Origin of the sequence: Chelatococcus daeguensis (genome assembly GCF_001887265.1) — a bacterium.
Classification (GTDB): domain Bacteria; phylum Pseudomonadota; class Alphaproteobacteria; order Rhizobiales; family Beijerinckiaceae; genus Chelatococcus_A; species Chelatococcus_A sambhunathii.
On the sequence record NZ_CP018095.1, the window covers coordinates 824568 to 847002 of the forward strand.

Annotated in this window: 18 protein-coding genes, 1 tRNA gene and 1 pseudogene; 10 read left to right on the top strand and 10 right to left on the bottom strand. The window is 68.4% G+C overall.

Translation table 11 applies throughout. The annotated features are described in order from the left end of the window. Nucleotides 1-37 precede the first annotated feature (37 nt). Together BOQ54_RS03830 and bfr are read left to right on the top strand one after the other, a co-directional pair. Nucleotides 38-376 (top strand): (2Fe-2S)-binding protein, encoded by a 339-nt coding sequence (locus tag BOQ54_RS03830; RefSeq protein WP_071923301.1) that lies wholly within the window; start codon nt 38-40, stop codon nt 374-376. Nucleotides 377-489: 113 nt separating this feature from the next. Beyond that, a complete protein-coding gene (gene bfr / locus BOQ54_RS03835; RefSeq protein ID WP_055460355.1) occupies nt 490-969 on the top strand; it encodes a bacterioferritin in 480 nt (159 codons plus the stop codon). A 57-nt stretch (nt 970-1026) separates the two neighbouring features. Here bfr and BOQ54_RS03840 read toward each other — a convergent pair whose 3' ends face one another. From BOQ54_RS03840 to BOQ54_RS03850, 3 genes are all read right to left on the bottom strand, one after another. Continuing rightward, on the bottom strand, nt 1027-3756 hold the full coding sequence (locus BOQ54_RS03840) for a bifunctional acetate--CoA ligase family protein/GNAT family N-acetyltransferase (RefSeq protein WP_071923302.1): 2730 nt from the start codon (nt 3754-3756) through the stop codon (nt 1027-1029). A 315-nt stretch (nt 3757-4071) separates the two neighbouring features. After that, the gene (locus BOQ54_RS03845; RefSeq protein WP_055460357.1) at nt 4072-5229 is read right to left on the bottom strand and encodes an acyl-CoA dehydrogenase family protein; all 1158 of its coding nucleotides are present in this window, start codon (nt 5227-5229) and stop codon (nt 4072-4074) included. A gap of 98 nt (nt 5230-5327) precedes the next feature. Next, nucleotides 5328-8234 (bottom strand): PAS domain S-box protein, encoded by a 2907-nt coding sequence (locus tag BOQ54_RS03850; protein ID WP_071923303.1) that lies wholly within the window; start codon nt 8232-8234, stop codon nt 5328-5330. A 240-nt stretch (nt 8235-8474) separates the two neighbouring features. On the opposite strand from BOQ54_RS03850, the gene BOQ54_RS03855 reads away from it, so the two are divergent. The 3 genes from BOQ54_RS03855 (at nt 8475) to BOQ54_RS03870 (ending at nt 10198) form a co-directional block, all read left to right on the top strand. Next, entirely contained in the window at nt 8475-8858 is a 384-nt protein-coding gene (locus tag BOQ54_RS03855; protein WP_055460359.1) for a phasin, read from the top strand. A 36-nt stretch (nt 8859-8894) separates the two neighbouring features. Continuing rightward, nucleotides 8895-9971: a phasin family protein gene (locus BOQ54_RS19650; RefSeq protein WP_145979722.1), complete on the top strand. Its 1077-nt coding sequence runs from the start codon at nt 8895-8897 to the stop codon at nt 9969-9971. A 150-nt stretch (nt 9972-10121) separates the two neighbouring features. Continuing rightward, nucleotides 10122-10198 (top strand) — tRNA-His (locus tag BOQ54_RS03870). Nucleotides 10199-10235: 37 nt separating this feature from the next. Here the strand turns inward: BOQ54_RS03870 and BOQ54_RS03875 are convergent. Further along, nucleotides 10236-11435 (bottom strand): GGDEF domain-containing protein, encoded by a 1200-nt coding sequence (locus BOQ54_RS03875; protein ID WP_071923305.1) that lies wholly within the window; start codon nt 11433-11435, stop codon nt 10236-10238. A 254-nt stretch (nt 11436-11689) separates the two neighbouring features. Between BOQ54_RS03875 and ada the strand changes: the two genes are divergently transcribed. Next, nucleotides 11690-12763: a bifunctional DNA-binding transcriptional regulator/O6-methylguanine-DNA methyltransferase Ada gene (gene ada, locus BOQ54_RS03880; RefSeq protein ID WP_071923306.1), complete on the top strand. Its 1074-nt coding sequence runs from the start codon at nt 11690-11692 to the stop codon at nt 12761-12763. Between the two features lie 166 nt (nt 12764-12929). Further along, nucleotides 12930-13180, top strand: a pseudogene (locus BOQ54_RS20425) (2OG-Fe(II) oxygenase); the annotation flags it as partial. A 38-nt stretch (nt 13181-13218) separates the two neighbouring features. Here the strand turns inward: BOQ54_RS20425 and BOQ54_RS03890 are convergent. Then, the gene (locus BOQ54_RS03890; RefSeq protein WP_055460364.1) at nt 13219-13833 is read right to left on the bottom strand and encodes a glutathione S-transferase family protein; all 615 of its coding nucleotides are present in this window, start codon (nt 13831-13833) and stop codon (nt 13219-13221) included. 289 nt (nt 13834-14122) lie between these two features. Between BOQ54_RS03890 and BOQ54_RS03895 the strand changes: the two genes are divergently transcribed. Further along, nucleotides 14123-14599 (top strand): BA14K family protein, encoded by a 477-nt coding sequence (locus BOQ54_RS03895; RefSeq protein WP_055460365.1) that lies wholly within the window; start codon nt 14123-14125, stop codon nt 14597-14599. On the opposite strand, the gene BOQ54_RS03900 is transcribed toward BOQ54_RS03895, so the two are convergent. Next, complete coding sequence (locus BOQ54_RS03900) at nt 14593-15351, bottom strand: GntR family transcriptional regulator (RefSeq protein WP_071923307.1); 759 nt, start codon at nt 15349-15351, stop codon at nt 14593-14595. The two genes, BOQ54_RS03895 and BOQ54_RS03900, sit on opposite strands and share 7 nt — an antisense overlap. Nucleotides 15352-15515: 164 nt before the next feature. Between BOQ54_RS03900 and BOQ54_RS03905 the strand changes: the two genes are divergently transcribed. Then, nucleotides 15516-16916 (top strand): NAD(P)H-dependent oxidoreductase, encoded by a 1401-nt coding sequence (locus BOQ54_RS03905; RefSeq protein ID WP_071923308.1) that lies wholly within the window; start codon nt 15516-15518, stop codon nt 16914-16916. A 90-nt stretch (nt 16917-17006) separates the two neighbouring features. Here BOQ54_RS03905 and BOQ54_RS03910 read toward each other — a convergent pair whose 3' ends face one another. The 4 genes from BOQ54_RS03910 to BOQ54_RS03925 form a co-directional block, all read right to left on the bottom strand. After that, complete coding sequence (locus BOQ54_RS03910) at nt 17007-18524, bottom strand: tripartite tricarboxylate transporter permease (RefSeq protein WP_055460368.1); 1518 nt, start codon at nt 18522-18524, stop codon at nt 17007-17009. A 51-nt stretch (nt 18525-18575) separates the two neighbouring features. Continuing rightward, nucleotides 18576-19076, bottom strand: coding sequence for a tripartite tricarboxylate transporter TctB family protein (locus BOQ54_RS03915; RefSeq protein WP_063187464.1), 501 nt, complete (start codon nt 19074-19076; stop codon nt 18576-18578). A gap of 204 nt (nt 19077-19280) precedes the next feature. Next, nucleotides 19281-20273, bottom strand: coding sequence for a Bug family tripartite tricarboxylate transporter substrate binding protein (locus BOQ54_RS03920; RefSeq protein ID WP_432431526.1), 993 nt, complete (start codon nt 20271-20273; stop codon nt 19281-19283). Between the two features lie 55 nt (nt 20274-20328). Then, the gene (locus BOQ54_RS03925; RefSeq protein ID WP_055460371.1) at nt 20329-21336 is read right to left on the bottom strand and encodes a 4-hydroxythreonine-4-phosphate dehydrogenase PdxA; all 1008 of its coding nucleotides are present in this window, start codon (nt 21334-21336) and stop codon (nt 20329-20331) included. A 391-nt stretch (nt 21337-21727) separates the two neighbouring features. On the opposite strand from BOQ54_RS03925, the gene BOQ54_RS03930 reads away from it, so the two are divergent. Beyond that, nucleotides 21728-22432 (top strand): GntR family transcriptional regulator, encoded by a 705-nt coding sequence (locus BOQ54_RS03930; protein WP_082464876.1) that lies wholly within the window; start codon nt 21728-21730, stop codon nt 22430-22432. Nucleotides 22433-22435: the final 3 nt, after the last annotated feature.

The following is a 22435-nucleotide window of genomic DNA, read 5'->3' on the forward strand; positions in this document are numbered from 1 at the left end:
AAGACAATGTAATTTTGAATCGTTCCAAACTGCCTCAATGATCGTCTGCTCCTGTAACGTCCTCACTGACAAGCAGATCCTCGAAACGCTGCAGAGCGAGGCCCCGGGGGCTCCGCGTTCGCCTGCGCAGGCCTACCGCTGCCTCGGCTGCAGCCCCGAGTGCGGGCGCTGCCTCGTCACCGTGCGGCGCCTCCTGCAAGCTGCGCGCTTGGACGCCTGCGATATCGGCTGCCCCGGCTGTCCCGGCGCCGTCGAGCACGCGGCGCACGCGCCTGCCGCCGCCAACGTGCTGCCGTTCGACGGCCGTCCGCGTGTGGCCCCGGGCGATGAGGAACCCGCCGAGGCGCCCGCTGTCCCGCTCATCGCCGCCGAATAGCGGCTTCTTTCGCAATGGTGTATGTCGTTGGAGACAAGCCGGACCCTTGATGTGGTCGGGCATTAGTTTATAATGATTCTAAATAGGATTTCCCAAGGACGTGGAGTGGAGCGATGAAGGGTGACGCCAAGGTCATCGAATATCTCAACCGCGGTCTGCGCAGCGAGCTGACGGCGGTGAGCCAGTACTGGCTCCATTACCGCATGCTGGATAACTGGGGATTGAAGGATCTCGCCAAGAAGTGGCGGGAGGAATCGATCGAGGAAATGCACCACGCAGACAAGTTCATCGACCGCATCCTGTTCCTTGAAGGCCATCCGAATCTCCAGGTCCTCGATCCGCTGCGTATCGGCCAGTCGGTGAAGGAGGTGATCGAATGCGATCTCGCAGCCGAGGTCGAGGCGCGCGCCCTCTATCAGGAGGCCGCCACCTATTGTCATTCGGTCAAGGACTATCCTTCGAAGGACCTGTTCGAGGAACTGATGGCGGATGAGGAGGGCCACATCGACTTCCTCGAGACGCAGCTCGAGCTTATCGGCAAGCTCGGAGAGCAGCTCTACAGTCAGCATCACATCGGCAAGCTGGACGACTGACCTTCGATCTCCGGTGAAATCCTGCAGGCCGCCGGTTCTCGCCGGCGGCCTTGCCGTTCAGAAAGCTGGCCGCATGGCCATGGCCGGCCCTGCGGAGACCGCGAGCCGTACGAGCCGGATGTCGGGATCGTGCGGGTCGGGTCCGATGGCGAAGCCCAGCTTCTCGCACATGGCGAGCATCATCGTGTTCTCGCGCAGCACCTGGCCCTCGATGGCGTTGAGGCCCTCGGCGCGGGCATAGGCGATGATCATCTCCATCAGCAGCCAACCCAGTCCGCGGCCCTTGAGGTCCGAGCGCACCAGGATGCCATATTCGCCCTTGTCGTAATTGGCGTCAGCGTGCAGACGCACGGCGCCGAGCATGGCGCCGGTCTCCTCCTCAATGGCGACGAGCGCCATGGCACGCGCATAGTCGAGCTGCGTCAGCCGGGCGATGAAGGTGTGGCTGAAATCGCGGATGGGCGCGAAGAAGCGCAGGCGCAGGTCCTCCGGCGTCACCTTCTCGAAGAAGCTGCGGAACAGCTCCTCGTCCTCCGGCCGCACGGGCCGGATGAAGACGCCGGTGCCGTCCGGCAGGGCGGTCCGCCGCTCCCATTCCTTCGGATAAGGCCGGATGGCGAAGCGCGGATGGCCGGCAGGCCCGCGGACCGGCTGGATGCTCGGCGCGACGGCGACCCGCGCATCGACGGCGATGACGCCGTTCTGATCGGCAAGCAGCGGATTGATGTCGAGCTCGCGTACCTCCGGCAGGTCGGCAGCGAGCTGCGCGAGCTTCACGAGCACGAGTGCGATCGCGCCCTCATCCGCCGCCGGCACGTCGCGATAGGCCTTGAGCCGCCGCGAGACGCGCGTGCGGCCGATGAGCGTATGGGCGAGCGTGAGGTCGAGCGGCGGCAGCGCCAGCGCCTTGTCGTTGATGACCTCGACGGCAGTGCCGCCGCGGCCGAAGACGACCACCGGCCCGAAGGTCTCGTCGTCGGCGAGGCCGGCGATGAGTTCGCGCGCCTTGGGTCTCAGGATCATGGGGTGGATCGTGAGGCCGGTGATGCGCGCCTCCGGCCGGAGCGCTCGGGCCCGCTCGAGGATGTCCCGCGCCGCCTCGCGCACTGCAGCTTCGTTGGTGAGGTTGAGCCGGACGCCGCCGACGTCGGACTTGTGGATGATGTCCGGCGACAGGATCTTGACGGCGACGGGATCGCCCGCTTCGAGGAACGGCCGCGCCGCCTCGCCGGCCTCGTTCGCGCTAACCGCCAGGACGGCCGGCGTGATGGGCAGGCCATAGGCCTCGAACAGGGCCGTGACCTCCAGCGGGTCGAGCCAGCTGCGCCCCGCGGCGAGCGCCCTGGCAACGACGTCCCGTGCCTTGCCCGTCTCGGGCGCGAAATCCTCCGGCAGGCTCGGCGGTGTCTCCATGAGCAGGGCCTGCGCCTCGCGGTAGCGCACGATATGCATGAAGCCCTGCACCGCATCCGCTTCCGTCGCGAAATGAGGGATGGCGGCCTCTTCGAACAGGTCGTCGGTCGTGCCGGAGGAGCCGAGCCAGACGGCGAAGACGGGCTTGGGCCGCATCGCTCGCCGGCGATGGCGCTCGACGGTGTCCACCACGCGCCGTGCCGCCTCCTGAGGCGAGGCGAGCGCCGTCGGTACGTTCATGACAAGGACGGCATCGCTGTCACGGTCGGCCAGCAGTACCTCAAGCGCGGCGCCGTAGCGCTCGGCATCGGCATCGCCGACGATGTCGACCGGATTGGCCCGCGACCAGGTCGACGGCAGCGCGGCATCGAGCGCCGCCAGCGTTTCCGGCGAGAGCTCGGCAAGCGCCCCGCCGAGGTCGGCGAGCCGATCGACGGCAAGGACGCCGATGCCGCCGCCGTTGGTGAGGATGCCGAGGCGCCGTCCCGAGAACGGCTTCAGCCGCCCGAGCGTCTCGGCCGCCGAGAAGAGCTCGTCGAGGTCGAAGACGCGCAGCAGGCCGGCCCGGCGGAAGGCGGCGTCATAGACCGCGTCGGAGCCGGCGAGGGCCCCCGTGTGCGTGGCCGCCGCCTTCGCCGCCTGCGCGTGCCGACCCGACTTGATGACGACGACCGGCTTGGCGCGCGCAGCGGCGCGCGCCGCCGACATGAACTTGCGGGCGTCGTTGATGGATTCGACATAGAGCAGGATGGCGCGCGTGCCGCGGTCGAGGGCGAAATAGTCGAGCAGGTCGCCGAAATCGACATCCACCTTGTCGCCGAGCGAGACGACGGCCGAGAAGCCCACGGCCCGCTCCGCCGCCCATTCGACGAGGCCCGCGGCGATGGCGCCGGACTGGGAAAGGAGCGCGAGATCGCCCCCGAGAGGCATGCGTGCCGCGAAGCTGGCATTGAGCTTCGCCGCAGGCGCCATGACGCCGAGGCAGTTCGGCCCGACGAGGCGGATGCCGTGCCGCCGCGCCGTCTGCTCGGCCTTCTCCGCCAGGGACCCGGGCCCATGGCCGAGGCCGGCGGTGACGATGACGGCCGCGGCGACGCCGATCCTGCCCGCGGCGTCGACGAGGTGGGGGATCGTCTCCGGTGGGGTCGTCAGCACGACGAGATCGGGCGCCTCCTCCAGCGCCTCGATGGAGGGAAGCGTCGCGATGCCTTCGATGGTGGGGTATTTCGGATTGATCACCGCGAGCGGGCCGGCAAAGCCCCCGGCCGTGAGATTGGCCAGCACCTTGCGGCCGAGCGAGCCCTCACGCGGGCTTGCGCCGATAAGAGCGATGGAGCGGGGCGAAAACAGCCGGTCGAGGCGATAGGTCGACATGGGGCCTAGCCTTGGTGGACGAGGGGTGAACCGACATTGACGCCCATCAAACACGGCCCGGCCATGCGCGGTAAAGGGGCGATCGTTCCTCGCAGGCCATTGGTTGCCGAAGGTCGGCAATTGCAAACACGCGCTCGTACCCCCGATGCCGCCGCATGAAATGACGCGGTGCCGGGCCGGGGTTCCTTCACACGGTGCCTTCGGCGAGCCCTTGCGCTGGTTCCCGGGTCGCAGTCCGCTTCGCCGCACGCGCCCGTGAAACGAGATTGCCCCTGGATCCGGCGGGGTGCGAGTAACCGACGGCCGACCGCTCCTTCACCCGTTCTGGCGCAGGATCTCCCGCGCGATGACGAGGCGCTGGATTTCGGAGGTACCCTCGTAGATGCGCGTGATGCGCGCATCGCGCGCATAGCGCTCGACCGGATAGTCCTTCACATATCCCGCCCCGCCGTGGATCTGGATAGCCGTGTCCGTGGCGCGGTGCGCCGCTTCGGAGGCGAAGAGCTTGGCCATGGAGGCTTCCTTGGCGAAGGGGCGGCCGGCGTCCTTGGCAGCGGCAGCGTTAAGGATGAGCAGGCGGGCGGCCTCGAGGTCCACCTCCCGGTCGGCCAGCATCCACTGGATGCCCTGGAAGTCGCAGATGCGCGTGCCGAACTGGCGCCGCTCGCGCGCATAGGCCTTGGCTGCGTCCATGGCCGCGCGGGCGATGCCGAGCGACAGGGCCGCGACGCCGATGCGCCCGCCGGCGAGTTCACCCACCGCGACACGGAAGCCGTCGTTCTCTCGCCCCATGAGAGCCGATGCCGGCACGCGGCAATTGTCGAAGGTGACGATGTTCGTTGCCGAGCCGGTCTGCCCCATCTTCTTCTCCGCCTTGCCGATCACGAGCCCGGGCGTGCCCGCCTCGACGAGGAAAAGGGAAATGCCACGCCCCTTCGGCGCGTCAGGGTCCGTCACCGCCCAGACGACGAAGAGCCCGGCATATTCGGCCGAGGTGATGTAGATCTTGGCGCCGTCGATGACATAGCCGTCGCCGTCGCGCCGCGCCCGCGTGCGCATGGCGGAGGGGTCGGAGCCCGCCTCCGCCTCCGTGAGGCAGAAGGCCCCGGCCGGAGAGGTGCCGTCGGCGAGGCGCGGCAGATAGGCTCTCTTCTGCTCCTCGCTCCCGACGGCCTGGATGACCTCGCCGACCATGTTGGTCACGGAGACGGTGACCGCCGTCGCGGCACAGGCGTAGCCCAGCTCCTCGACGGCGAGGGCGAAGGCGACCGAGCCAGCCTCCGTGCCGCCGTAGGCGCTCTTCACGTTGAGGGCCATGAAGCCGTTCTCGGCGAGCAGTCGGAGGTTCGCGAGAAGCCCTTCGCGGCCCTCGCCCCGATCGAGGGCTTCCGCGAGCGGGGCCAGCCGGTCCGCCGCGAGGCGCCGCGCCGTCTCGCGGATCATCTCCTCCTCGTCGCTCAGGGCGAAAAGCATGGCGCACCTCCCCGTTCGTCTTGAGCGGAAGGGTACGGCGCCCCCGCCGCAGGGGCAACGCGCGGCGGCGAGCAGGCGGCTGTGCGGGAATGCGGGTTCTATTCCGCCAGCACGCGCGTGCGCGGCAGGGTGATTTCGACGAGGGTACCCTCGTTCTTGGCGCTCTTGATGGCGAGCGAGCCGCGGTTGGCTTCGATGAGGGCCTTGGTCAGCGGCAGGCCGAGCCCGGTGCCGCCGGCACGGCGGGCGGTGGCGAGCTGGCGGAAAGGCTCGAGTGCGGCCGCGATTTCCTTGTCGTTCATGCCGATGCCGGTGTCCCGCACACGCACGACGACCTCGCCGCGATCGGTCAGCGCCGTCGAGACGATGACCTGACCGCCCGCATCGGTGAACTTCACGGCATTCGACAGCACGTTGAGGATGATCTGGCGCATGGAGCGCTCGTCGGCGACGACCGCGGGAAGGTGCGGGGCGAGGCTCGTGCGCAGCACGATGCGCTCGCGGTTCGCCTGCGGCTGCATCAGCGCGACGCAGCTCGCCACGACATCGTTGAGCTTGACGCTGGTGAAGGAGAGGTCGAGCCGCCCGGCCTCGATCTTGGCGAGATCGAGCAGGTCGTTGACGAGGCTGATGACATGCCCGCCGGAGACGTGGATGTCCTTCAGGTATTCCTTGTAGCGTTCGTTGCCGACGGGTCCGAAACGCTCTTCCAGCATCACCTCGGCGAAACCGATGATGGCGTTGAGCGGCGTGCGGATCTCGTGGCTGATCTTGGCGAGGAAGTCGGACTTCTGGGCATTGGCCTCCTCGGCGGCGCGCTTGGCCGCCATCAGCTCCGCCTCCGCCTTCTTCGAGGCCGTCATGTCGCGCAGGACGACGCAGAACTTGCGGTGCGGGCGCTCGCTGACGCGGCCGATGGTCATGGTCAGCGGGCACTTGCCGCCCTGGCGCACACGCCCCGTCACCTCGCGCCCGTCGTTGAGGATGCTCGCGACGCCGCCGGCCTTCAGGCCCTCGATATAGTCGAGCGCGACCGCATGGCTCTCGGGGGCGAGGAGGATGGTGAAGGGCTCGCCCGCGATCTCGTTCTGGTCATAGCCGAAGAGCGCTTCGGCCGACCGGTTGACGGACAGGATGCGCCCGTGCCCGTCGAGCACGATGACGCCGTCCGTCGCCGTGTCGAGGATCGAGGTGAGCTCGTTCGTCCGCTCCTCGTAGTTGCGCAGGTCCTCCTCGAGCCCGTCGAGGTGGCGCTGCAGCTCCGGCTCCATGGCGCGGCGGAAGGTCATGAGCGAGGCGGCGGCGCCCTGCCAGTCGATTGTCGCAAGGCGTGCATCGACCGGGATGGCCTCGCCGGTGACGCCGCGCAGGGCGATGCGCTCCTCCTCGCCCGGCCGGTCCGGCTGGCGCGCGAAGACCTTCGACATGCCGGCTGCAGCGAGGGCGTCCACATCCGGATAGTCGAGGAGATCGAGCAGCGTGCGGTTGGCGTAGAGCGGCTCCTCGCCCCGGCTCACCAGCACGCCGACCGGCAGCTTGTCGACGAGCTGGGCGAAGGGCGAGGGGGCTGGAGTGGCCACGTCCCGGGGGTGCGCGGCCGCTGCCTCTTCGCCGGCTGGTTCCTGGTGTGCCCGCTCCTCGATCGTCTGCGGGTTCTGCGACGGCTCCGCCACCGCTTCCGTGGCAGGAGGCGTCGCAGGAACCTGCTCCGCAGGGATGGACGCAGGCAGCGGCGCGTCGGCCGCCGGTGCCCCGGGTGCGGAGGTCGCCTCTGCCAACGGGGGGAGGCTGGGCGTTTCGGGGCTTTGCACCGGTGCAGCAGGCGTGTCGCCCCAGCCCTCGAACCGTGCGCTCAGGGCGCGCGCGATCTCGCGCAGCGCATTGCGCTCGCTCGGCGACAGGCCGGGGCGCGGAGCATCGGGCGCCCGCTGCTCCAGAGGTTCTTGCGCGCTCTTGTCGGGCGGGGTCTCGGCAATCCTCAGCGGCACGACTTTCGGCGTGCCGAGCGTCGCGCCGACACTGGTGCGCACGGCGGGGAAAGGAACGACGGCCCCGCTTTCGGATGCCATGGGTTGCGAAGGCGAGGGGACAGCAGTGGCCGGCGGCGCTTCATCCTCGGGCGCTGCCCTGGATTCGGCGATCGGCGGCGCCGGCTCGGCCGCCGCCGTGTCGGGCGTCCCGGCGCCGATGGGCGGCGCGATGGCCACGTCCTCGTGGATCTCGTTGAGGCGACACAGGCCGAAGCCGCGGAAACCGGCGAAATCCTTGTCCGGTCCCTGCACGGGCAGGCCGGCGAGTTCCACCTCGACACGCAGCGGACTGCCGGCGACGCGCCACAGCACGGTCACGCCACTCCAGGTCTCTCGTCGCCTGAGAGCGTCAGCGACACGGCCGGCGCGATCGCTGACGATCTCGGAGGCGATGTCCGCCCAACTGCGCCCGACGATGTTGGCGCTCCCGGCGCCAACCACCTCAGCCAGTTCCTTCGAGAGCTTGATGAAACGCCCCTCGGCATCGGTCTCGAAGAGGAAGCGGACGGTCGCACGGCGTCCGGCGAGGGCGCGCAGGCGCGTCGCGGCATCGGCTTCGTCCGCGGCGCAGGGGGTGGGCTCAGGCGTTGGCTGCACGGGCGCGGCGACCGCGGCGCTGCCGGCGAGGGAGGCCGGCAGCGGCTGGGTTGCGGCGATAACGAGCGTCCCGGTGTCGCCGATGCGACGGCAGGCGATCGTCGTGGCAAGAATGCGTGCGCCCCAGGAGAGCCGCACCCGCTCGAGACGCATGCCCTCGCACGGCGCGAGTCCGCCGGCAAGCCGGCCGATCTGGCCACCGCCGCCGGCAGCGAGCAACGCCGCGACGAGACGCCCGCCGGCGGGAGAAGCCGCGAGAATGTCGCCCTGGCCGTCGACGAGCGCGACCGCGCCGTTGCCGGCAACGAGCGGTCCGAAGATCGCGTCGTGCCGCAGCGCATCCAGCGTCGCTCCAGCTTCCGGTGCGGTCCGCGTCATGCCTGTCGGTTCGCTCCTGCTCGCGTCATCAGGTTGATATGGCCAATGCCTAATGAAGACTTAATATAGGCATCGATGCCCGAGGTCACGAAAGGCCTTGCCGTCTTTCCCTGCGACCTCGCGCTAGCGTTAACGGCACGGGGCGGCGGTGCCACGGGTTGAGTTTGCGCCGCACAATGATATATTGCAACGCAACAATCCTGCCGCGGCCCGAGGCCGGCATAACCCGAGGAGGTTTCCATGGACGCCAAGGATATGCCCAACTACGAGATTCCCGCCGAGATGCGCGATTTCGCCGAGCGTAGCGTCGAGCAGGCGCGCAAGGCATTCGATGGCTTCATCGCTGCCGCGCAGAGGGCGGTCACTGCCTTCGAGGGCTCGGCCACGACGGTTCAGTCCAGCACGCAGGACCTGACGCACCGCACCTTGTCGTTCGCGGAGCAGAACATCGCCGCTGCCTTCGACTTGGCGCAGAAACTTGTGCGCGCCAAGGACATGCAGGAGGCCATGCAGTTGCAGGCCGACTATCTGCAGAAGCAACTCGCCTCCCTGCAGGCGCAGATGAAGGAATTCGGCTTCGCTGCCGAGAAGGCCGTGGGCGAAGCCACCAAGCGCAAGGCCTGAGGCTTGGCGTTCCGTAACATATGAAGGAGATCGACCATGGCCAACGCGAAGTCGAACGGGGCGTCGCAGCCGCAAGGTCAGGGTCCGCAGGTCGAGGACGCTCCGGCGGCGAAGCCCGCAATTGCCGGGGCGCCTACCGGTACGTCTGCTGCGATGCCTGCCTCGTCGGTACCGGCGGCACCGTCGGCCAAGTCCGCTATATCCGCCACGCCGACTGGGCAGGCCTCGTCCGCGCCTGCCCTGAAGCGACCGGAGCCTTCCGCAAGTCCCGCCGGGGAGGCAGCGGCAAAGGAATCGGCCGCGGAGGCCACAGCCCGGGCGTCCGCAGCCGGGGCGCCGCTACCGAAGTCGGCGTCGGCCGGGGATGCACCGGCACCGAAATCCGCTCCTGCGTCCGAACGGGCCAAGGCCGCGACATCCGCCAAGGTGACGAAGCCCGCCAAGCCTGCAAGCGTTTCCAAGCCGGCAGTCTCGGCAGCCCGGACGACGCCGGCCAAGACGGCCTCTGGCGCCGGAAAGGTCGCCGCCGTGCCGGTGAAACCCGTCGGCAAGACACCATCCGCCACGTCTCGGCCGGCCGCGAAGGCGGCTCCGGTGGCTTCGTCGTCGGTGGTGCGGACCGCGCGGGCGGTGGCCCACACGGTGGCCGAAGCACTGGATCGCGGCGCAGAGGCGGCCCGACGGGTTGAGGCCGCCGTCGGCGAGCGGCAGGCTGCGTCGGGTGTCGAGGCGCTGACCCGGGTCGGCCTCACGCAAGTGCGTGACGGCTATGCAGTGGTCCGGCAGTCGCTCGAACAGCTGCAGGGTGGGCTCGCCGAGAGTGCCGGCATTGCGTCCAAGGGCGCGGTGGAGATCAACGGCAAGGTGCTCGATCTCATGCGGGCTCAGGCGGATGCCGCCTTCGGACTGTGGCGGCAAATGCTCGGTGCGGGCTCGTTCTCTGAAGCCGTGCAACTGCAGACCAAGGGCTGGCGGCAGGGCTATGAGATGACGTCGTCGCGTCTCAAGGACATCGCCGAGACGACGGGGCGCATCGCCGAGACCTCGATCAGCCCCGTACGCCGCATCGTCGATACCTGGAGCAAGGAAACCCGGCTGAAGCGGGGCGGCTGAAAGCCCCCAATCCCGGGCGACGGAACGCCTTGCGGCCCCTGCGCGGCGCGCTGTCAACAGCCCCTTCGCGACGCGGCGAAGGGGCTTGAAATCGCAAAGCGATGCGCCTAGTTTCCGCCTGACTGCGGAGCCCTCGGCTCCCCGGGCTGTGCAGCTGTAGCTCAGTTGGTTAGAGCGCCTGATTGTGGATCAGGAGGTCCCCCGTTCAAGCCGGGGCAGCTGTACCATCTTCTGTCACGACCTCTCCTCATCATCGACAGGCGATCACCCCTGCGGGGCACTGTACGTGCGTGGCCGCAGGCGTCTTTTGCCGGCGCCGGGGGCGTCGTCGTCGGTCATGATGCAGTCACGGCCTCCGGCCTTGGCGGCATAGAGTGCACGGTCGCTTGCGGCAATGAGCTCGTCGAGCGTCGCAACGAGCCGCGGCCGTGTGCTCACTCCGACGCTGGCCGTGATCTTGATGGGACGGCCTGCGACATTCAGCGGCGTGGACCGCAGGGCGCCCTGGATGCGCTCGGCGACGGCGACGGCCTCGGCCAGGCCTGAAACTGGCAGGCAGGCTGCGAATTCTTCGCCGCCGAGGCGCGCGAATGCATCTCCCTCCCTGAGGCTGGCGGCTGCGATGCGGGCGAAATGGGCAAGCGCCAGGTCGCCGGCCTGGTGGCCATGCCGGTCATTGACGCTCTTGAAGTGGTCGAGGTCGAAGACGAGCATCGCGATGAGCGGCGGATCACGTCGGCCGTTCGCGGCCATGCCGTCGAAACGCTGCGCGAGGCCGCGCCGGTTCAGCGCACCGGTCAGGGGATCGGTCTCGACGAGCTGGCGCAGCCCCTGCTCGGTCTCCTCGACGAGGAGGCGGGCGCCGGCGATGGCGGTGGCCACCAGCGCGGCGAGCCCGGCGACGAGGGCCGCGGCAGCGAACCGGTAGGAGAAGAAATCGGCAGGTGGGAACAGCGCGGCGAGGATGAGCGACGCGACGTTCAGGCCGACGGCGAACCAGAAGATCTGGGAGAGCCAGCGCCGCGCCGGCGAGCGCCGTCCGGCTCGCCGCAGCACGGCGACGTGCAGCACATAGGCAAGCCCGGCCGTGCCGTTCGCCAGCATGATGCGGAAGCTGCCGCTGGCGGCGAAGAACGGAGTAAGGCAGCCAAGCGCCCACAGCGCGAGCGGCAGCAGGAACCACGGGCGCGGCTTCAGCTTGTCGAGAACGGAGAAGCCGGTCAGCGACAAGGCAAAGCCGGCGAGCGACAGCGCGACCGCGACCTCCATGGCCCACATGTCGGCGACATGGCCGCGCAGAGCCAGCAGCAGCCGGCCGATCGACATGAGGGCGAAGGCCCCCGACCACCAGAGGCTTGCCATGAACGCCCGGTTCCGCCACCAGACGACCAGAAGCACGATGGCGACCGTCGCGGTGGCCGACGACCATAGGACGAGGGCGGTCACGAGATCGAGCACGTCCATGCCTCGGGCACGCTGATGGCTGGAGCATTGCCGATACCGTGTCGCTGCGGCAATGGCCATGAATTTCGCACGGGACTCGGCGGATTGTCGGCACCGTTGCTGGCCCGCGTGTGGGGCGGGCGTGACCATCGACCACCCTGGTACTATCGTCGGTCGGGCCTGCCGTTTCGAATTCGGCAGCAAGGAGCGGAGTGCCTCGCGGCGGGGCGCGTCATAAACGGGATGACGTTTCAGGGGAAGTTCAGGAGCCAGCCATGAACGTCATCACGCGGACAGAGCCGGTGGAGGATGCACGCTGGCAAGCCGTGCTCAGCCGGGACGTGGCGAGCGACGGACGGTTCGTCTACGCGGTGCGGACGACCGGCGTCTATTGCCGACCGACCTGCCCTTCACGCCGCGGCCGACGCGAGAACGTCGCCTTCTACGATACATCCGCGGCAGCGGAAGCTGCTGGCTACCGTCCGTGCCGTCGCTGCCGGCCGAACGAAGCGGCGGCGACCGTGGCGAGCCGCCATGTCGCAGCCGTGGCGCGCGCTTGCCGCATGATGGACGAGGCCGAGGAGATGCCGGACCTCGCGGCACTTGCCGCGGCGGCTGGCCTCAGCCCCTTCCACTTCCACCGCGTCTTCAAGGCCGTGACGGGCATCACCCCGCGGGCCTATGGCGCGGCCCGGCGCGCGCGGCGCCTGCGCGAGGAACTGGCTCAAGCAGATGTCAGCGTCACCGAGGCCATCTACGGTGCCGGATTCAATTCCAGCAGCCGCTTCTATGCGGCGTCGAACGCCATGCTCGGCATAACGCCAACGGCCTATCGGCGCGGCGGCGAGGATGCCGAGATCCGTTTCGCCATCGGCCAGTCCTCGCTCGGGGCCGTGCTCGTCGCCACGAGCGACAAGGGCGTGTGCGCCATCGCCCTCGCAGACGATCCGGAGGTGCTTGCCCGCGATCTGCAGGACCGTTTCCCGCGTGCCAGCCTCGTCGGTGACGACCCGGCTTTCGCCGCTCTCGTCGCCCGGGTCGTCGGGCTCGTCGACGCGCCCTCGCTCGGGCTCGACCTGCCGCTCGATCTCAGGGGCACGGCCTTCCAGCAGCGGGTGTGGCAGGCGCTGCGCGAGGTCCCGCCCGGCAGCACTGTGAGCTATGCCGATCTTGCCCGGCGCATCGGCCGGCCGGAGGCGGTGCGGGCCGTCGCCAATGCCTGCGCCGCCAACGGCCTCGCCATCGCCGTGCCCTGCCACCGGGTGGTGCGCCGCGACGGCGATCTCTCCGGCTATCGCTGGGGCGTCGAGCGCAAGCGCGCGCTTCTCGCCCGGGAGGCGAAGGCATGACGGCCCTTGCGCAAATGACGCCGGACATCGCCGCCGACCGTGTTGCGCGCTACGGCTGGCCCGAGCTGGCGCGGGAGCTCGACGGCTTCGGCTGTGCCGTGCTGCCCGGCCTTCTGAGCGCGGATGAATGCACCGGCATCGCCGCGCTCTACGATGACGAAGCGCGGCCATGCTGCTGTCGCAGCCGGGCGCGGATTTCTCCGGCGGCGAGTTCGTATGACGGATCAGCGCCCACGCATGCAGAGCCGGGCCGAGGTGGTACCACTGCGCCGGGGTGGTGCGGTCGTCTTTGCCGTATACAACCGTCCCGTCGATGGCGCGAAGGGCGCCTATCGCGTCAACCTGCGCCATGGCGTCAGCCGCGTGCGCGCGGGGCGCCGGCACACGCTCGGCCTCATCTTCCACGACGCGACGTGAAGGAGCGGCGGCGGCCCTGGAGCCGCCGCCCCAGGTGGTCAGCTGGCGCCGATGCTGCGCTGGAAGGCCGGGCGCTCGCGCAGACGGGCCACATAGCTGTCGAACACCGGGTCGCCCTTGAGGCCGGGGACGCCCATCATCATGCCCCAAGCCAGTTCCGCGCTGATATAGAGATCCGCCGCCGTGAAACGGTCGCCGAGAAGATGGGGACCCGGGGTGAGCGCCGTTTTCAGCGTCGCCAGCACGTCCTCATGGCCGCCCCAACCGGCCATGCCTTTCTGCGGTCCCTCGAGAGGCGCGCGCTTCAGCATGACGTCGAGCGTCGCCGGCTCGTAGCAGCCGGAGCCGAAGAAGAGCCAGCGATAATAGGCGCCGCGGGCCGGATCGTTCGTTGCCGGGCTGAGCCCGGCGGCGGGAAAGGCGTCGGCCAGATAGGCGATGATGGCCGGCGTTTCCGTCACCACGACACCGCGGTGGACGATGGTCGGCAGCTTGCCCATCGGATTGATGGCGAGGAAAGCGGGAGCCTTGTGCTCACGCTTTTCCATGTCGAGCGTGACGACGCGGTAGGGCGCGCCGACCTCCTCCAGCATCCAGTGCACGATGACCGCCCGCGAGCGCGGGTTGTAATAGAAGGTGACCTCTTCGGACATGGGCGGCGCCCGCCGGTTGTAGGGATCGCAGATTGTACCGGCTATCGAGGAAGTCAACGGGAGAGTTGCGGCCCAACAGCCATGTTCCCGAACGTGAATGATCTCATGAAATGTGAAAGGCTCGATCTGCCGGAAAGGGAACCTGTGCCCGAGCCAAGCGTTCTGTTGAGGGATCGGTTTTAGCATCTCTCCATGAGGAACATTACCATTATTTAATTTCACATTCAGAATTGGTTCAGCGGGCCGGCGGCAATCTGGACCAAGATTGAAAAAATGGAGGACGGGAACGATGAAACTATTGCTTTCCATGACGGGTGCGGCGGCCTTGGCCCTGGCTGCCGTCGGCGCGAGCGGCGCCACGGCGCAGGCCATGCCGCTGCGGGTGGAGCGCGCCCTGCCGGCCGGTGAGATGATCGAGACCGTACAGTATCGCTACCGCCCGCCGCGTCATGTCGACCGCGGTTTCTATCGTCGCGGCGATTATTACTATTACAACGGACATCGCGGCTATCGCTACGCACGGCCGGGCTGGCGCCGCTATAACGGCTGGTGGTTCCCGCCGGCGGCCTTTGCGACAGGCGCCATCGTCGGCGGCATCATCGCAGGTCAGGCCGTGCAGGCGGCGCCGCCTGCCTATCGGCGTGGCAGCGTTAGCGATGCGCACGTGCGCTGGTGCTATGACCGCTACCGGTCGTACCGCGCCTCGGACAACACCTTCCAGCCCTATAACGGGCCGCGTCAGCAATGCATCTCGCCATATTACTGACGGTTGGAGGGAACTGATGGAGCCCCGCCTTGAGCGGGGTTTTCTTTTGTCCGGGAGCGACGGTGCGCCGGCCGCCTGCCTTCATGGGGCGCCGCATCGGCGAGCATGGCCCGGGTGACGCGCCAGCCGGCGAGGTGGTGGGCGCGCAGAATCTCGCGCAGCAGCGCCCCCGCGCGCTGTTGAAAGGCATCGAGAATCTGTGCGTGCTCGTGAAGCGCGCGCGCCCAGCGTACCCCGTCGAGGTTCCCCGTGTAGCGATAACGGCGGATGCGGGCACTCTCGCTGCGATAGACCCGCGAGAGCGCGGCATTGTGGGCCGCGTCGACGATGCCTTGGTGGATCGCTTGGTTGAGGTGGAAATAACCCATCAGGTCGCCGGTGCCGTGCGCCTCCACCATGCGCCGGTGCAGATCGGCGATGGCCGCGATCTCATCCTCCAGCGCCCGCTCGCAGGCGAGCGGAGCCGCTATGGTCTCGAGCCCTACGAGCACCTCTATCGCCGCATCGACATCCGCGAGCGATAGCTGCGTCACCAGCGCGCCGCGGTTTGGCACGATCTCGACGAGGCCTTCTGCCGCCAGAACCTTGAAAGCCTCGCGCAGCGGCGTGCGCGTGACGCCGAGCCGCTCCATCAGGGCGCGCTCGCCGATGCGCTCGCCCGACGGCAGGTCGCCACCGACGATCATGTCGCGGATCCTCTCGGCGACGGCCAACGTCAGCCGGCCGCGGGACACTGCCTGCGCGTCCTCCATCGATCCTCCAATTGAATGCATTCAGCCTATTGCCGCCTGAAGAAGGCGAGAAACGTGAATCTTGATGGCCATATTGCATGCAATTTGCCATCATGTCCATGACGTGCGGCCTTGCGGCCCCGCCAGAAGAAGACCCGCAACGACAGGAACGCCACAGGATCCCCATGAACTACCATCGCTATTTCGCCACCGCGCGTCCGCCGGTGGAGACCGCCATCGTCGGCACCGGCAGCTTCGGCCGCAGCTTTCTGCTGCAGACGCAGCACATGAAGGCGGTGAATGCGCGCATCGCGGTCGATGTCGATGCCGCGACCGCCGCCGCGGCCCTGCGCGCGGTGGGCATCCCGGCGGAGCGGATCCGCCGCTGCGAGACGGCCGAACAGGCGGCTGCGGCCTGGGCGGCAGGCGATTTCATCGCCGCCGGCGATCTTGCTTGGGTGGTCGACCTTCCGATCGACGTCGTCATCGAGGCGACGGGCCACCCGGAAGCCGGCGCTCGTCACGGCGAACTCGCCATCGCGGCCGGCCGGCATCTTGTGCTCGTCTCGAAGGAGGTGGACAGCGTCGTCGGGCCCGAGCTCGCCCGCCGCGCGCGGGAGAAGGGCGTCGTCGTGACGCCCGTCGACGGCGATCAGCCGAGCCTGCTGATCGGCCTCATCTCCTGGGCCGAGGTGCTCGGCTTCGAGATCGTCGCCGCCGGCAAGTCGAGCGAATACGACTTCGTGCTCGACGCGGCGGAAGAGGCGATCACCAGCAACGGTCGCACCGTTCCTGCGTCCGGCTTCGCCTGTCTCGGCCGGCTGGGCGATTCCGCGGCCCGGGAGCGGGTCGCTGCACGCTCCCGCGCCGCGGCGGCGCTGCCTCAGCGGGCCGTGCCGGACCTGTGCGAACTGCTCCTCGTCGCCAATGCGACCGGGTTGTCCTTCGACCGGCCGGACCTGCACGCGCCCATCGCCCGCATCGACGAGGTGGCCTCCCTCCTGTGTCCGGCGGAGGACGGCGGGCTCCTCGCGGGCACCGGGAGGCTCGACGTATTCCATTGCCTGCGTGGCGCGCACGAGGTCAGCGCGGCCGGCGGCGTCTTCGTCGTCGTGCGCTGCACCGACAAGGATACGTGGCGCATCCTCGCCGAGAAGGGCCATCTCGTCAGCCGCACCGGCAATCACGCCACGATCCTCCTGCCGCGCCACCTGCTCGGTCTCGAGGCGGCGACGAGCGTGCTCGAGGCGGCCATTCACGGCGCCTCGACCGGGGCCGCGGCGCCGAAGCCCCGCTACGATCTCGTCGCGCGGGCCGAGCGCGACCTGCCGGCCGGGACGGTGCTCGCCATGGGCGGGCATCATCATACGATCGATGGTCTCGGTGCCGAGTTGCAGCCCGCCGCGCCGCTGTCGGCAGCGGCACCGGCGCCGTTCTACCTCGCCGCCAACCAGCGCCTGATACGTGCCGTCCGGCAGGGGGCGCTCGTCACCATGGCCGACATCGAGGTCGCCTCGGGCTCCGTTCTCCTGGCCCTGCGTCAGGCGCAGGACGCCGCCTTCTTCGGCCCTTCGGCCGCGGCCTGAGGCGAGACAGGAAAAGCCCCGGGGCCGATGGCCCCGGGGTGGAGAAGGCGGGGCAGCGCCTGAACGCTACCGCCAGGGGAGGAAGGGCGTTCAGGCGGTCGTCGCCCCGACATCGCGTGACGGCCGCAGGCGCTGGACGATAAGCGACAGCAGCGGCCACACCAGCAGCAGCACGCCGAGGGCCATGATGGTGGCGACGAGCCCGTTCGACCAGAAGATGGACAGGTCGCCACCCGACATGATCGCCGACTGGCGGAAGGCGTCCTCTGCCTTGTCGCCCAGCACCATGGCGAGCACCATCGGCGCGATCGGATAGTCGAGCTTCTTGAAGACATAGCCGACGACGCCGAAGATCAGTACCAGCCAGAGGTCGAAAGAGGCGCCGGCCACCGTATAGGCGCCGCTGACGCAGATGACGAGGATGACCGGCCCGATGATGGCGAAGGGCACCCGCAGGATGGCGGCGAAGAGCGGCACGGTGGCGAGCACGAGGACCACGGCGACGACATTGCCGAGATACATTGAGGCAATCAGGCCCCAAACGAAGTCCTTCTGCTCGATGAACAGCATCGGCCCCGGCGTAAGCCCCCAGATCATCAGGCCGCCCATCATCACGGCAGCGGTGGCCGAGCCGGGGATGCCGAGGGCAAGCATGGGCAGGATGGCGCTGGAGCCGGCAGCATGGTCCGCGGTCTCGGGCGCGATGACCCCTTCCTCGCGGCCCTTGCCGAAGCCGTCGCGCCGCCGGGCGAAGCGCTTGGCGAGGCCGTAGCTCATGAAGGAGGCGGCCGTCGGCCCGCCGGGGGTGATGCCCATCCAACAGCCGATGGCCGCCGAGCGCAGCAGCGTCAACCAGTAGCGCGGCAGGGTCAGCAGCGTCGCGAAGACCTTGCGCGGTGACACGCGCGCCTTGACGCCGTCGAAGCGCAGTCCCTCCTCCATGGTCAGCAGCAGCTCGCCGATGCCGAACAGGCCGATGACCGCGACGAGAAAGCTGATGCCGCGGATGAGTTCGTCGATGCCATAGGTGAGGCGCAGGCTGCCCGACACCGTGTCCATGCCCACCGCCGTGAAGGCGAAGCCCAGCATGATCGAGATGACGGTCTTGAAGGGCGAGGACCCGCCGAGGCCGATGAAGGAGGCGAAGGCGAGGAAATAGACGGCGAAGAACTCGGGCGAGGAGAAGCGCAGGGCGAACTTCGCCACCCAGCTCGACAATACGGTGATGAGCACCACGCCGACGAGCGCGCCGAAGCCGGCGGAGAGGAAGGCATAGGTCAGCGCTTCCGTAGCGCGCCCTTGCTTCGCCATGGGATGGCCGTCGAAGGTGGTCGCCACCGAGGAGGGTTCGCCCGGTATGTTGAAGAGGATCGACGTCGTGGAGCCGCCGAACAGCGCACCCCAGTACATGCTCGTCAAGAGGATGATGGCCGAGATCGGATCCATCGAGAAGGTCAGCGGCATCAGGAGCGTGACGCCGTTGGGTGCGCCGAGGCCCGGCAGCACGCCGACGAGGATGCCGAGCAGTACGCCGAGCATCATCAGGAGCACGTGATGCATGGTCAGCGCGACGCCGAAGCCATGCATGAGGGAAGCGATGTTTTCCACCCGTTTTCTCCCTGCTGGCCGCTATGCGCGGCTTCTTGGTGCGGTGGTGCGTCAGTAGATGCCGAAGAGGGCTTCGAGCGGCCCCTTGAGCAGCGGCACCTGGAACCAGCGCTCGAACAGCACGAAGAAGAAGCCCGTGATGCCGCCGGCGACGGCGAGCGCGAAGGGCCAGCGATAGCCGCCCTGGAATATCATGACGCCGGCGAGATAGACGAAGGTGCCGACGTAGAGGCCGAGCACGTAGGAGCCAACCGTGAAGGCCGCGAGCGGCAGGAAGAACGCCATCACCCGCGCAAAGCCCTCGCGCGTGATGAAGGCCTCGCGTGAGCGCCTGTGGTTGAGGAAGGCCTGCCCCAGCACGCCGAGGCTCGCGGCGATGATGATGAGGCCGACATAGAAGGGGAAATAGCCCGGCTGCGGCCCGCCCTCGTCCCACCCGATCTCGTACTCCAGCGCGCCGAGGACGACGACGACGCCGGCGGCGAGCGTGGCGCAGCCGGTCGCGACCTCCATGGCGAAGCGGGAAACGAGGCTTCTTTCGTTCGTCGACATGGGTCTCCTCCTCGATCGGTTCGCCCGCTCTTGTCGTTGTTCATTCGGCGAATGGCGGCAACATTTGTCCCTCCCACTCGCGGGGAGGGACACGGGCAAGGGGCAGCATGCAGATGGCAATACGCTCCCTGACACGCTGCGACCCCGCGCCAGTCTCCGGCAAGCCCTTGGCCGGCTTGTCGCAGACGAGAGCGTGTCGACGCCTCAGTTCACCAGCCAGCCCTCGGCGGCGATGACGGCGCGGCCTTCATCCTCATTGTTCCTGATGAAGGTCTGGAAGTCTTCGCCGGCGAAGAAACGGTTCGATTGCGACGTGCGCGTGATGTACTCCTGCCATTCCGGCTTCTCGCGCACCTGCTTCAGGAGGTCGACGTAGAAGGCGACGGCCTCCTGCGGCACTTCGCCGGGCAGGAAGACGGTCCGCGGCATCTGGTAGTGCTCGAGCGGCACCCCGGCCTCCTTGCAGGTCGGGATATCTGCCCAGCCCTTGCCGTCCACCACCGGCTCGCCCTTGGCCATCCGGTCGGGCGCGAAGACGCAAAGCGGGCGCACGCCGCCGGCCTTCCACTGACCGAGGTTCTCCGCGGGGTTGTTCGTATTGGCGTCGACATGGCCGCCGGCCAGCTGGGTCGCCGCCTCGCCGCCGCTCTTGAAGGGCACGTAGGTCACCTTGATGCCGGCGGCCTTCTCGATCTGCTTGACGAGGATGTGATCCGTGTCCTTCGACTGGCTGCCGCCGATCTTCATCTTGCCCGGCGCGGCCTTGGCCGCCTCGATGAAGCTCTTGGCGTCCTGGTGAGGGGAATCTCCCGGCACCCAGAGCAGGAATTCGTCGACCGCCATCGCCGCGACCGGGGTCAGGTCGTCGGGCTTGAAGGCGAGCTTGGCGACGAGGGGCAGCAGCCACTCGTTGTTGGTGGCGAAGATGACCTTGTGCGGCTCTCCTGCCGCCGTCTTGCCGTAGACGAAGCCTTCGGCGCCGCTGCCGCCGCCCTTGTTGACGACGACGACCGGCTGGTCGAGCAGGTTGTGCTTGGTGATGATGGCCTGCACGGTGCGGGCGAACTGGTCCGTGCCGCCACCGGGGCCCGACGTGACCACGAACTCGACCGGCTTCGAGGGCTTCCAGGCGGCCTCGGCCGCCGAGATGCCCAGTGCCGCGACGAGCGCGGTTGCCGCCATCAGTGCTTTCTTCATCATCATCGTTTCCTCCAGTTTCCTCTTCCCTGCCGCCACGGACCGGGCGGATTGTTCAGCCGGCGGCCGTGCGGGCTTCCGGTTCGTGCGCCGCAAGCCTCTTGCCGGCCATTTTTGCGGCGAGCGCGAATGCGGCGTGTGTTGCGCCGATGTTTGCGATGCCCTTTCCGGCGATGTCGTATGCCGTCCCGTGGGCGGGGGTGAGCACGGGGACAGGGAAGCCGGCGAGCAGGGTGACACCGCGGTCGAAGCCCATGAGCTTCATGGCGATCTGACCCTGGTCGTGGTACATGGTCAGCACGGCGTCGAACGCGCCGGCCCTGGCGCGCAGGAAGACGGTATCGGACGGAAACGGTCCATCGGCGGCGATGCCGCGGGCCTTGGCCTCCGTGATCGCCGGTGCGATCACCTCGATCTCCTCGCGGCCGAAGTTGCCGCCGTCGCCCGCATGCGGGTTGAGTCCCGCCACCGCGATGCGCGGGCGTACGAACCCAGCCTGGCGCATGGCGTCGTCGGCGAGGGCGAGGCCATCGCGCACGGCCTCGCGCGTGATCAGGCCGGCGACATCCTTCAGCGGCACGTGCGAGGTGACGCGCGCATTCCACAGGCCCTCGAGAATGTTGAACTCGCTCGCTGGACCGTCTTCCCCCATCTCCTCCTTGAGGAACGTGATCTCGTCCTCGTAGGTGGGGTGGGCGAGGCGCATGGCCGCCTTGTTGAAGGGGGTGAAGGCGACTGCCTGGGCATGGCCGGCCATGGCGTAGTCCAGGGCGGCGCGGAAATTGGCGACGGCGAAGGCGCCTCCTGCGCGGCTCACCTCCCCTGGGCGAATGGTGGCTGGGTCGAGATGGCCAAGGTCCACAAGGATCGGGCGGGTCTCGTCCGCGGAGGCCTCGGCCGGATCGCCAACGACGGCGATCTCGGGAGAAACGCCCGCGACGGCGGCGCCGGCGGCAAGGACGCGCCGGTCGCCGAAGACGACGAGCCGGGCGGCGGCGCGCAGATCGTCGAGGCCGAGGGCCTTGGCCATGAGTTCCGGGCTGATGCCGGCGGGATCACCCATGGCGAGTGCGATCGTTGGGGTGACGGTCGGCTGGGGAGCAGAATTGAGCGGCCTGAGAGCCACGGTGCGGACCTCCTCGAGATGACTTGGGGAGGCTAGAGGGGTGCAATGCTGTCGTCAAGTATGCTGTATACAGAATGACATCCTACAGCGTTCAATTGACCGGCGCCCCGACCGCAGGCATCATGACCCTTGATGCGCAAAGGATTCGCCGAGGGAGTCGAAGGGTTTGCCAAGGGAGCGTCGGCGGGACAGCGGAAGAGGTCACGGCTGACCAGGCCCGACCCTTCGCCCGCCGATCCCTTCCCCCCAGGGCGACCGGACAAGATCCCTTGGCGATCCAAGGCGCTCCTATTCCGAGCCGAACACGAGGCCCAGGTCACAGGTGAGCATGACAGACGAGACCATCGCCCCGTCGGCGGACAGGCCCGAGGCGGCCTCCGATGAGGCTCGCCCCATCGCCCGGCGCACGCTGCACGACGAGGTCGTCATCCGCATTCGCGACATGATCACCGAGGGCCAGCTGGCGCCGGGCACGCGCGTCCACGAGGGCCAGCTCGGCGCGGCGCTCGGCATTTCGCGCACGCCCCTGCGCGAGGCGCTGAAGTTCCTGGCGCGCGAGGGGCTGATCGAATTGGTGCCGAGCCGCGGCGCCATCGTGCGCCGCTTCTCGCCGAAGGACGTCTACGACATGCTGAGCGTACTGGCGACGCTGGAGGCCGAGGCCGGGCGCCTCGCCTGCGCCAACGCCAGCGACGCCGACATCGCCGCGGTCGCCGGCCTGCATGCGCGCATGATGGCCTTTTACGAAAGCCGCAACCGGCTTGAGTACTTCAAGCTCAACCAAGCCATCCACACGGCCATCGTGCGCCTTTCGGGCAATGCGGTGCTCGCCGATATCCACGAGACGCTGCAGTCGCGCCTCAAGCGCATCCGCTTCCTCGGCAACCAGGAGCCGCCTAAGTGGGACGAGGCCGTCTCTGAGCATGAGGAGATGATCGCGGCCCTCACCGCCCGCGACCCCGACCGCCTCGCCATAATCCTCGCCAATCACATGCGAAACAGCTGGGAACGCGTCAGGGAGACGCTCCCATAGACC